We start from the raw sequence: 12,551 nt of genomic DNA, 5'->3' as shown, positions 1-12,551 counted from the left end.
ATAGCAAGGTTGGTGGTTTGCGCAAGCCCGTGTTTTGGGACGTGATCATAAGTCTTCTACAGTTTTTCGGAGGTTGCATGCATCCCTCAGCGACGTTTCGCGCGTTACGCTGCGTTGTAATCATTTCTCTATTGGCGTGGTTTAGCATTGCCGCTCTCGCCCAAGGCACCGGCGGGCGCATTCTCGGCCGTGTGGCTGATCCCACGGGCGCGGTGCTTTCCGGCGTGAACGTGAAGCTGATCAATGAGCAAACCGGCACCTCACAAACCGCCCAGACCGGCCAGAGCGGCGACTACCAGTTCCCCCAAGTGGCGGTGGGCAACTACCGCATGGAATTCGACCAGAGCGGCTTCAAGAAAGCAGTGAAGAAGAGCATTGTCCTGGAGATCAACCAGGTCCTCACCATGAACATGATCATGCAGGTGGGTGGGGCACAGGAGACGGTCGAAGTAACTTCCGAAGCTCCGCTGGTTGACACCACCAGCACACAGTTGGGCGCGGTGGTCAATGACCGCTCGGTCTCGCAGTTGCCGCTGAATTCGCGGGATACATATCAGTTTCTCCAGCTACAACCCGGTGTGCAGTCAACGGTCGGTTCGGATTTGTTCTACGGTAGTGACCGCGCCGGCGTCGTTTCAGTGAATGGCGGCCGGGGACGCTCCAACAATTTCAGTGTGAACGGTGGCGACGCCAACGACCAGTTTGTGAATCTGCCCGCAATCCAGCCGAGTCCGGATAGCATTCAGGAGTTCCGCGTCATCACTAACACTTTTGACGCGGAGTACGGACGCAATTCCGGCGCAATTGTGAACGTGGTGACTAAGTCCGGTACCAATCGGTTGCACGGTAGCGCGTACGAATTTTTCCGCAACAAAGTGCTTAACGCGCGCGGGTTCTTCGATACGCAAAAACCAGATTTCAAGCAGAACCAGTTTGGTGGGACGTTGGGTGGCCCGATTAAGAAAGACCAGACCTTCTTCTTCGGTTCTTATGAAGGACGTCGCCTGGTAAAGGGCATTCCCTCGGATTCGGTCACCGTGCCCACTGCTGCAGAACGCGCGGGTGATTTCTCCGGGAGTCCGTTTTCCGGAGCAATAACGGACCAACATGTGGCGGATGTCTTCAATTTGAGGCCAGGTTGTACAGCGGCAGCTGCGGCGCCGATTGTTCCCGGAGCGAATTATGCTGACATCTTTGCGAATAGCGTGATTCCGCTGCCGTGCATGGATCCCACAGCGGTCGATCTGATGAACCAATTCGTGCCTCTGGCCAACACTCCCGACGGCTTTTTCCAGGCTGCGCCAGACCAGCGCGACCGTACCGATCAGTTCACCATGCGGGTTGACCATCGCCTCAACGACAAGCAGAACCTGAACGCTTATTACTACTTCACGGATACTCACCTATTGTCACCGTTTGCGCGCTTTCAGGCGGGTGGCGCCAACCTGCCTGGGTTCGGGGCGATCACAAATGAGCGTTATCAGCAATGGAACCTTACTCACAATTGGACGCTGAGCAACAGCACGGTCAACGAGTTCCGCTTTACATATTTCCGGCAGGCACAGGGCGATTTTCTGCATCCGCAGCGGACCGCATCCGTGCACAATTCATGCGCTACGGTGCCGGCTTCCCAGTGTTTTAGCGACCCGACGAATCCGAAGCTGGGTATCACGCCGAATCTGGGCACGAATCACGAAGGTGTGCCGTTCATTTCAATTTCCGGCGGCTTTGGTATTGGCAACAACTTTGAAGGTGAAATTCCGCAGATCGGAAATACCTTCCAGTGGACCGATAACGTAACTAAAGTCAAGGGTTCGCATACCATGAAGTTTGGCGGCGATTTGCGCCGTATGCGCTTCGACCAGACGCTATTCTTTGATGTAAACGGCCAATACAACTACTTTGGCGGCGGGGTGAACGACCCCATAGCTACTGATGCGGCCGGGAACCAAAATCTGTTTCCCAACTATCTGCTAGGCCTCCCTGATTTCTATTTGCAAGGTTCGGCGCAAACTGAAAACGTCCGCAGCACCATCGTGGCCCTGTTCGCGCAGGATAGCTGGAAGGTGAAACCCAACATCACTCTGAATTATGGACTGCGCTGGGAGTTGCAGACGCCGCTTACTGATATCGGTCACCGGGTGCAAACGTTCCGGCCGGGGCAGCAGACCGCCGTTTATCCTTGCCAACTCTCGCCAGCAACTGCCGCTACCTTAGGCAACTGCAGTTCTGTTTTTCCAACCGGGCTGGTGGTTCCGGGTGACAAGGGAGTGCAAAATGGCCTCACCCAAACTTACTACAAAGCTTTTGCGCCACGCATCGGAATAGCCTGGAGTCCGGGCAGTTCAGGTAAGACCAGCATTCGTGCGGGCTGGGGCTTGTTCTACAACCCAATGGAACAACTCGTTCTCGAGCAGTTCAGCGCCGAGCCACCCTTCGGAGGCAGCACCGGGATTTCTAACGTCATGTTCAATACCCCATTCGTGCTGCAGGACTCGACTGTCGTCCCCAATCCGTTCAACGGTGTTCTTAATCCACCACCCGGCAAGGCGATTGATTGGTCAGTGTTCCGGCCCATCCTGTTGTTCGGCGAGTTTCAACCCAAGATGCGCACCCAGTACTCGTCACAGTACAACCTGAACATCCAGCGTGAGCTGACCAAAGACCTGGTATTGCAGGTGGGCTACGTGGGATCGCAGGGTCATCGTCTGCTGGCCACCCATGACATTAACTTCGCCAATCCGCAAACCTGCCTTGACCTGCATGCCATCTCGGGTGTTACCGGAGACACAAGTTTGGATTGCGGCCAGTTCTTTTCTGAGTCGTCTTATTTCATTCCGGCCAACACGATCCCTCAGGGGATGACCTTGCATCTGCCATATGGGTCGGTTCCCGCAGTTACAGGCCCGAATCCCACAGATATCACGTTGGTGGGCCTCCGGCCCTTTTCGTCCCCGCAATGCCAGCCCACAACCGGAGTAGGCTGCCCTGCCGATAGCGTTCCCGTCTTCTCAAGCATCTTTGCCCAGGACACGATCGCTAACTCCAACTACAACTCACTGCAGGCCAGCCTGGACAAGCGATTCGCCGGCGGGCTTCAGTTCCAGGCGGCTTATACCTGGAGCAAGTCCATCGACCAGGCTTCCAGCTTCGAGGGCATTTTGAATCCGGTCGATCCGCGACGCAGCCGGGGGCTCTCGCAGTTTGACGCCCGGCATCGCTTCGTTCTCAGTTATTACTGGGAGCCGCCGTTGCCCAAGTATCAGGGTGCCGCTGGAAAGTTGATCAATGGCTGGGCACTCTCCGGGATTACTAGTTTCCAGAGCGGATTTCCGATTCGCATTCTCTCCTCGGCCGATAACGAGCTGATGAACAGCTTCGATTTCGAATTGCCCGGAGAGCCCGACCAACTGAAACCATTTCGTACCCAGGATCCGCGGACGCATGGTGGCTACTGGTTCGATCCCACCACCTTTACCGAGGACACAACGCTCGATCCATCGCTGTTTGGCCGAATCGGCAACGCTCCGCGAACCATTTGTTGTGGGCCGGGGATCAACAATTGGGACATCGCGTTGCACAAAAATACCGGCATTACCGAGAACACCCATATTGAGTTCCGGGCTGAGTTCTTCAATGCTCTCAATCACACGCAGTTCCTGAACCCGAGCGGCAACAGCAGCAACGGAGTTGATTTCGGACGGGTCACGCGTGCTCGCGACCCGCGGCTGCTGCAATTTGCACTTAAATACGTTTTCTAATTTCGCAAAACGCCAGGGCTTCGTTCAGCCTCAGGCAATCTAATGGCCGCAGTGCGGCTTGAGTTATTTGGAGAAAGTGATGCACGCAGATTTACAGCACGAACTCGATGTATTCGTGAAGCGGACGCCCAAGTCGGCGGAAGCCTACAAGAAGAACCTGAAGCGCATCCCGTTGGGTGTCGCAAGCAACTACCGCGCTTATGATCCCCACCCGATTTTCGTCAAGGAGGCGCAGGGTTCGCATTTTCGCGATCTCGATGGCAATGATTACATTGATCACAATCTGTGCTTTGGCGCGCTGATGGCGGGGCATTGCCATCCCGCGGTGATGAAGGCGGTTGAGCCCCGGCTTAAGCTGGGCACCATGTTCGGCATGCCACATGACATGGAATGGCAACTGGCGGAAGAAATTTGCCAGCGTTTCCCGGTAGAGATGGTGCGGTTTGGCTCCAGCGGAACCGAAGCTACGATGCACGCAATACGCCTGGCACGCGCCGCAACTGGTCGAGACAAGGTGATCAAATTCGAAGGCGCGTACCACGGACTGCATGACACGGCGCTAGTGAGCGTGAAGCCGCACGCACCGGATTTTGGTGATATTCATGCGCCTACGTCAGTGCCTGGCGGCCTGGGCGTGCCCAAGGCCAGTATTGCCAACGTTCCCGTGGCTACCTTCAATGACCTGAATAGCGTGGAGCGACGGTTCAAGGAGAACCCGGACCAGATTGCCGCGGTGATTCTGGAGCCAATTCTGATGAACGTCGGGATGTGTATGCCGCAGCCGGGGTTCCTGCAGGGTTTGAGGGACCTGTGCGATAGGTATGGCGCCTTGCTCATCTTCGACGAAGTAAAAACCGGTGCAAAGCTGGGATGGGGTGGCGCCTCGGAATATTTTGGCGTGCGGCCAGACATGATCTGCCTTGCAAAGTCGATTGGCGGCGGATTGCCTCTGGCGGCCTTCGGCGCGCACAAATCGGTGATGGACCTGATCTCGCAGCACAAGGTCTTTCATGGTGGAACGTACAACACCAATCCGGTATCGATGGCGGCGGGGCTGGCGACCTTCCGCGAAGTGCTCACGCGTGAGAATTACGCGCACGTGGACAAGCTCAGCAAGAAATTGACGGAAGGCTATCGCAAGACGGTGGCCAAGGTAGGATTGCAGGGCTACGTCGCACAAGCCGGCGCCAATGGCGCGTTGATGCTGTATCCGCAGGAGATCCGCAATTACCGCGACTGGACGACTGTTGATATTGACCTGTGGCGGCATTACTGGTTCGGCATGGTCAACCGCGGAGTGATGGCGCAGCCCTACTGGTGGGACGAGCAGTGGACCATCAGCGTGGCGCATACCGAGGCGGACATTGACAAGCACCTGCAGGCGTTCTCCGATGTTGCGCCGGGGCTGGCCAAAGCCCAGCAGGAGCGGTTTGCAGCGGTTGCGCAGTAGCGGAGTTCGATGCCATCCGCGACCCATGCCGAGGAGGTCAGCGCGCCGCATCTCAAGCGTGTCCTCGGCCGGTGGGACCTGGTTCTGCTGTTCGTAGTTGCGATCGTCAACCTCAACGTTGTACCCACGATCGCGGCCAATGGTCCGGTCACGGTTTGGCTGTGGCTGCTGGCTTTGGTCTTGTTCTTCTGGCCGCAAGGGATCGCGGTGATTGAGCTGGCGCACCGCTTTCCGGGAGAGGGCGGAGTCTATCTCTGGACCAAAGAGGTATTCGGCGACTTTCACGGCTTCCTGTCGGGCTGGTGCTATTGGACGAATAACATTTTCTACGTGCCCACTGTGTTGCTCTACTTCGTGGGCATCTCGGTTTTTGTAGCCGGTGCGGGGGCTGCCTCGCTGGCGGACAATCGATGGTTCGCCCTGGGCGCTTCTCTGGCATTGCTGGCGCTGCTGGTGGCTTTGAACGTGGTAGGCCTGGGCGTCGGGAAGTGGATAAATAATCTGGGCGGCATCGGTACGGCAACTTCTGCGCTGGTGCTGCTTGGCTTGGGCATTTGGGTCACGTGGACTCATGGCGTCAGCGTGAAGGCGTCTGATTTCCGCATCCCCAGCGACTTTCGCCTGCTTTCGGCGTTTGGGGTGATCTGCTTCGGCCTGGTTGGGCTGGAACTGGCGTCGATCATGGGGGACGAGATTCGTGATCCGCAACGTACCCTGCCTGGGGCGGTGGCGTTAGGCGGCGTATTTTCAGGACTGCTTTACATTGGCGCAACGCTGACGCTCTTGCTGGCAGTGCCTAAGAACGAGATCGGCGTTTTGCAGGGCGTAGTGCAAGCGGTTGCCAAAATGGCGCAAGAGGTGGGAGTCGCGTGGATTGTGTCGCCTTTTGCTTTTGTGCTGAGCATTTCGATCGCGGGAATTGCGTCGGCGTGGCTCTCGGGTTCGGCGCGCATTCCGTTTGTGGCCGGGCTCGACGCTTATCTGCCTGAGGCGCTTGGGCGATTGCATCCGCGGTTCGCGACCCCACATATGGCGTTGCTGGTACATGGCGGGCTTTCGGCGGCGTTTTTGAGCATGAGCTTCGTCGGCGCACAAGTGAAGGAAGCGTTCGTGACCATGTTGGATCTGGCCGTCGTTCTGCAATTGCTGCCGTTCCTTTATATGTACGCGGCGGTGATTAAATTGGGTATGAAGCGAACGAGCACGGCTGGCCATTACAGTCCGGCGACGCTCAAGCTGGCGGGGATCAGTGGCCTGACCACGACCGCTCTGGCCATGTGCGTGGCTTTTGTGCCTTCGCACCAGATCACTTCGATTTGGCTATTCGAAGTGAAGATGGCGGTGGGCACGCTGTTCTTCGTCGGCCTCGCAGGATTTTTCTTTTTTGTTTACGGGCGGCGCAAAACTGCCGCCAACGCGCTGCTCAGAGTTTGATGTCATCCTGAACGCGCGACATGAGCTTCCTTATTTGTGAGGAGCACTTATGGCAACCGCAATCAAACCTAATGTTCGTACTTACCAGATGTACATCAATGGCGAATGGGTGGATAGCGCCAGTGGCAAGACCTTTCCGGTTTACGATCCCTCGACCGAAGAGGTGATCGCCTACGTCCCCGACGCCAATGCCGAGGACGTGGACCGCGCGGTGAAGGCTGCGCGCGAAGTATTCGACTCCGGTCCCTGGGGCAAGACCACGGCGCAAGAGCGCGGCCGTGTTCTGTTCAAGTTGGCGGAACGCATCCGTCAGGAATCGGCCAGGCTCGCCGAACTCGAATGCCGCAACTCCGGCAAGCCCATAGTCGAAGCCGAATACGATATCGCTGATGTCGCCACCTGCTTTGAATACTATGGTGGACTTGCCACGAAGGTGCTCGGATACGTGAATCCGGTGCCCGACAATGCCCTGAGCCTCTCGATGAAAGAGCCGGTGGGCGTGGCGGGACAGATTATCCCCTGGAACTATCCACTTCTTATGGCTGCATGGAAGTTGGCGCCGGCATTAGCTGCCGGCTGTAGTTGCGTGCTCAAGCCGGCGGAACAAACTCCCATCACGGTGCTTGAGATGGCAAACTGGTTTGCCGATATCGGGCTGCCCGCCGGAGCAGTAAACATCATCACCGGCTTTGGCGAGAGCGCCGGAGCGCCTCTGGTGCAGCACGCGGGCGTGGACAAAGTTGCCTTTACCGGCAGCGCCGCGGTCGGGAAGCAGATCGTGAAGATGGCCGCCGACAGCGTAAAGCGGGTGACGCTCGAACTCGGCGGCAAGTCTCCCAACATCTTTTTTGCCGACGCCGATTTTGAAGCCGCGATCGACGGCGCCCTCTTCGGGGTCTTCGTTAACCAGGGCGAAGTCTGCTCCGCCGGCAGCCGCATTCTGGTCGAGAAGCCGATCTATTCGAAGTTCGTCGAGGCCATGGCGGAGAAGGCCAAGAAGATCAAACTCGGGCCGCCGTTGGAGCGCAGCACGAAGATGGGGCCCGTGGTCAGCAAGGAGCAATTCGACCGCGTTCGCTCATATCAGGAGGTTGGCAAAAAAGAGGCCAAGCTCGCCACCGGCGGCGGGAGCCCCTCAGGCCAGAAGCGCGGTTATTATATCGAGCCCACAATCTTCTACGACGTTGATAATCACGCCCGGATCGCGCGCGAGGAGATCTTCGGCCCAGTGGCCAGCATAATCCCCTTTAAAGACGAAAAAGACGCACTGCGCATCGCCAATGACACGCCTTATGGCTTGGCTGCAGCGGTTTGGACGCGTGACATCTTTAAAGCCATGCGCGCGGTGAAGGCGCTGCGCGCCGGCATAGTCTGGGTGAACCATATGCAGCCCACATATGTCGAGGCGCCGTGGGGAGGCTATAAGCAGTCCGGGTTTGGACGCGAGCTGGGACCGTGGGGCATCGAAGAATATCTGGAGACCAAGCAGGTCCACATCAACCTCAACGAGCAACCGATCGGCTGGTACGACTGAGATGCCGACCATTCGCCTGCGTACGCCTGTTCCCGGACCCCGCTCGCAAGCGTTGATGCGACGGCGTGCCGATGCCGTCCCACGCGGCATCTACCAGGGCACGCCTCTTTACATGGCGCGCGCGGAAGGAGCCGTATTAGAAGACGTGGACGGAAACCGCTACATTGACTTTGCGGGCGGCATTGGCTGCCAGAACATCGGCCATCGCTCTCCGGGAGTGCTGGAAGCCGTGCGCGCGCAGCTCGACCGCTACATGCATACCTGTTTTCAGGTCCTGCCGTACGAAGGCTACGTCCGTTTGGCGGAGCGGCTGAACCAGCTGGCGCCGGGAAATTTTCCCAAGAAGACTTTTTTCGTGAACAGTGGCGCGGAGGCCATAGAGAACGCGGTAAAAATCGCGCGCTCCTACACTAAGCGGCCGGCAATCATTTGTTTCGAAGATGCGTTTCACGGCCGCACCATGATGACCCTGTCGCTTACCAGCAAGACGCATCCCTACAAAGAAGGGTTCGAACCGTTTCCCGGAGATGTTTATCGCATTCCGTTTGCTTACTGCTATCGCTGCTCGTATTCGCTTAAGTACCCCGAGTGTGGCGTTTACTGCGCTCAGCATTTGGAAGACACGTTCCGGCGTGTGGTGGCCGCGGAGTCAGTCGCTGCGGTGATCGCTGAGCCGGTTTTGGGGGAGGGTGGCTTCGTCGCGCCGCCCCCTGAATTTTTTCGCATCATCGTCGAGATCTGCAGGAAACACGGCATTCTTTTCATCGCCGACGAAGTGCAGAGTGGATTCGGCCGCACCGGCAGACTCTTCGCGTGCGAACACTACGGCATTGAGCCGGACATCCTAGCGACTGCGAAGTCGCTGGGGGGCGGCCTGCCGATAGGGGCCATTACCGGCCGTTCCGAGGTGATGGACGCCCCCGGCGCAGGCGGCCTGGGTGGAACTTTCGGCGGCAATCCGGTGTGCTGTGAAGCAGCGCTTGCCGTTTTGGATACTTTCGAGCGCGAAGATCTTCTCGATCGCGCGAATGAGTTGGGCAGCCGCTTCGCCAAACGTGCGCGAGAATGGCAGCGGCAGTGGCCTGAAATCGGCGACGTACGAGGCTTGGGCGGTATGCAGGCGATGGAGCTGGTACGTTCACCTGAGTCCCGCGAGCCCGCGGAAGACTATGCCAAACAAGTGATACGCTATTGCTACGAGCATGGCGTGATCGTGCTCTCCGCTGGGACCTACGGCAACGTCGTGCGATGGCTGACACCGCTGGTTATTACCGACGAGCAATTTGACGAGGGAATGGCGGTCTTGGAATCGGCGCTGCGATCGGTATTGCAACCCAAAGGCGAAGTCGCCGCACAGACTGTCTAGCTGTTCGATGGTCATCCTGAGCGAGCGCCGATTTTGCGTGAGTCGAAGGACCTGCGCGCGGCGCCAGGCGCCGGCGAGCGCAGCGACGGCAACAAAAGCGCGAGCCCAGCATTCTTACAGGAGAATAACCATGAGCATCGCAGCTCCTACTCAAACCGCCGTCCGCAATTACTTCAACGGTAAATGGCAGTCTGGCGCAGGCGAGCACCGCGATGTCACGAACCCCGCGACTGGAGAAGTGCTGGCGCAGGTGCCGATGTCGAGCGCCGCAGAAGTTGGAGCGGTAGTGGATGCCGCTGCGGCCGCGTTTCCTGCCTGGCGCCGCACTCCGCCCGAAGAGCGCATTCAGTATCTGTTCAAGCTGAAGCAACTGCTCGAAGACCACATCGACGATCTGGCGCGGACGATTACGCTCGAGAACGGGAAAACTCTCACCGAGGCAAAAGCGGAGCTGCGCCGGGCCATCGAAAACGTTGAAGTGGCGTGCGGCATTCCCACCCTGATGCAGGGTTACAACCTGGAAGACGTTGCCCGCGGTATTGATGAGACGATGATCCGCCAGCCGCTGGGTGTAGTCGCAGCGGTTACAGCTTTCAATTTTCCGGCGATGATTCCGTTCTGGTTTCTGCCTTACGCCATTGCCTGCGGCAACACGTTTGTGCTGAAACCCTCAGAGCGCGTCCCACTTACTATGCAGTTGGCGTTTCAACTGATGGAGACCCTCGGGCTTCCGCCCGGAGTGTTGAACCTGGTGAATGGCGGCAAAGCCGCGGTGGACGCAATTTTGGATCATCCTACCGTGCGCGCCGTCAGTTTTGTCGGCTCCACGCCAGTGGCCAAATACCTGTATGCGCGTGGAGCGCAAAATGGCAAACGGCTACAGTGCCAGGGCGGAGCTAAGAACCACGTTGTCGTATTGCCCGATGCCGACATGCAGCAGGCCGCACAGATCATCGGCGAGAGCGCATTCGGATGCGCCGGCCAACGCTGCCTGGCGGTGTCAGTTGCTGTCGCAGTGGGCCAGGCGCAGAAAACTTTTCGCGATACCATTGCAGAAACTGCTTCTTCTATGCGCGTGGGCTTTGGCCTCGATCCCGATGTCCAGATGGGGCCGGTGATTACGCCCGAAAGCAAAGCTCGGGTTGAGAGTCTGATCGGGCAAGGCGCGAGCGAAGGCGCCAAAGTGCTGGTGGATGGCCGCCATACCAAAATTTCGAAATATGAATCCGGAAATTTTGTGCGCCCCACTGTACTGGACCAAGTACCTCCCGGCAGCAAGCTCGCGGCCACCGAAATTTTCGGCCCCGTTCTCAGCCTGGTTCCAGCGAACGACGTAGATGAGGCAATCGCGTTCCTGGCCAGCAGCCCGTACGGAAATCAAGCTTCGATCTTCACCACCAGCGGCGCGGCGGCGCGCAAATTCCGCTATGAGGCGCCGGCGGGAAACATCGGCATCAACATCGGTGTGGCCGCCCCTATGGCCTATTTTCCCTTCAGTGGCTGGAAGGAAAGCTTCTTCGGGACCGTGCACGGCCAGGGACGTGACGCCATTGAGTTCTACACCGACAAGAAAGTTGTTATCGAGCGCTGGGGCCGCGAGCACAGCCGGAAGTTCTGAATTCACAGGGGCTAAAGCCCATGACTTTTCTGCCCTTTTCGCACGGCTAAAGCCGTGCGCTTCCACGGTTATTCAACACTGTCGTTGGTGATGCATTGCAGCCGTATGCGTCACTTCTCTGGAGCTATCTCTGATTGTGTGGCAGGGACCCCCGGGGCGAGCAGTGACTAGGGCGTGATCACGCAATTGGGTCGTTCCAAAATGTCGTTCTTTTCTGCCAATATGAGATTTGAATGGATTCAATTCCACGGAGCCAGCGCCTGCAGATAATCGTGGAGCGCACGTGCTCCTAATATTTAGTCCGTTGTTTCCTCACATCGACTGGCGGACTACCGTGGAAGCGCACGGCTTCAGCCGTGCGATCCAGTCGCCAAAGATAGGGGCTTCAGCCCCTGTGGAACGGGATCCAATCGGAACCTCGGATTCGCTGAGGAGAACGCATACTTTTCCGCGGTCGTAATATGTTCCCGTTATTTCCTCACATCGACTGGCAGATTATCGTTGAAGCGCACCGGTTCCTAATATGTTCCCGTTGTTTCCTCATATCGACTGGAGGACAAGGTGGAAGGGCACGGGCTCCTAATATGTTCCCGTTGTTTCCTCATATCGACTGGGGGACTACCGTGGAAGCGCATCGGTTCCTAATATGTTCTCGTTGTTTCCTCACATCGACTGGCAGATTATCGTTGAAGCGCACCAGTTCCTAATATGTTCCCGTTGTTTCCTCATATTGACTGGCGGACTACCGTGGAAGCGCACCAGTTCCTAATATGTTCCCGTTGTTTCCTCATATCGACTGGCGGACTACGTGGAAGCGCACCGGTTCCTAATATGTTCCCGTTGTTTCCTCATATCGACTGGCGGACTACCGTGGAAGCGCACGGCTTCAGCCGTGCGATCCAGTTGCCAAAGATAGGGGCTTCAGCCCCTGTGGAACGGGATCCAATCGGAACCTCGGATTCGCTGAGGAGAACGCATACTTTTCCGCGGTCGAACACAGCAACTTCCGAACCGGATTGAGGTGAATATATCTGCGATGCGACTCGCAATCGTTGGGGTCACGGATCCTATGATTTGTGAAGCTCTTCTCCCAGATAGGTTTTCTTGAGTTCAGCAATTCCCCCGCTTCATGTGAGAAACCGCCTTTGATGAATTGCATCGCACGTTCCAGAGCTATGCTCTGAGCGGGGGTGAGCAGGAGATGGACATGGTCAGGCATCAGAACGAATTCGTGCAGAAGGTAGCGTCCATGTTCACGATATCGGAACATGGTTTCGCAAAGTAACTCTGCCATTCGATCGCTTTGCAACAATGGCATGCGTTGCCATGTGACAGCAGTTACGAAGAATGTTCGTTTGCCGTCGAATTCACAGGGGCTAAAGCCCATG

General features: G+C 57.3%; 6 protein-coding genes. All 6 read left to right on the top strand.

The window, feature by feature from the left end; translation table 11 throughout:
* The first annotated feature begins 77 nt into the window (after nucleotides 1-77).
* A complete protein-coding gene (locus VFA76_01700) occupies nucleotides 78-3,761 on the top strand; it encodes a TonB-dependent receptor (protein ID HZR30553.1) in 3,684 nt (1,227 codons plus the stop codon).
* A 79-nt stretch (nucleotides 3,762-3,840) separates the two neighbouring features.
* A complete protein-coding gene (locus tag VFA76_01695; protein HZR30552.1) occupies nucleotides 3,841-5,211 on the top strand; it encodes a glutamate-1-semialdehyde 2,1-aminomutase in 1,371 nt (456 codons plus the stop codon).
* 9 nt (nucleotides 5,212-5,220) lie between these two features.
* Nucleotides 5,221-6,645, top strand: coding sequence for an APC family permease (locus tag VFA76_01690; GenBank protein ID HZR30551.1), 1,425 nt, complete (start codon nucleotides 5,221-5,223; stop codon nucleotides 6,643-6,645).
* 49 nt (nucleotides 6,646-6,694) lie between these two features.
* Nucleotides 6,695-8,179, top strand: coding sequence for an aldehyde dehydrogenase family protein (locus VFA76_01685; GenBank protein HZR30550.1), 1,485 nt, complete (start codon nucleotides 6,695-6,697; stop codon nucleotides 8,177-8,179).
* A gap of 1 nt (nucleotide 8,180) precedes the next feature.
* Complete coding sequence (gene gabT, locus VFA76_01680; GenBank protein ID HZR30549.1) at nucleotides 8,181-9,545, top strand: 4-aminobutyrate--2-oxoglutarate transaminase; 1,365 nt, start codon at nucleotides 8,181-8,183, stop codon at nucleotides 9,543-9,545.
* Between the two features lie 130 nt (nucleotides 9,546-9,675).
* Entirely contained in the window at nucleotides 9,676-11,163 is a 1,488-nt protein-coding gene (locus VFA76_01675) for a CoA-acylating methylmalonate-semialdehyde dehydrogenase (protein HZR30548.1), read from the top strand.
* Nucleotides 11,164-12,551 lie beyond the last annotated feature (1,388 nt).

It is taken from the genome of Terriglobales bacterium (genome assembly GCA_035651655.1).
In the GTDB taxonomy this organism is placed as follows: domain Bacteria; phylum Acidobacteriota; class Terriglobia; order Terriglobales; family Acidobacteriaceae; genus DASRFG01.
The sequence above is the reverse complement of the archived record's forward strand: the minus strand, read 5'-3'. Positions and strand labels throughout refer to the sequence as shown.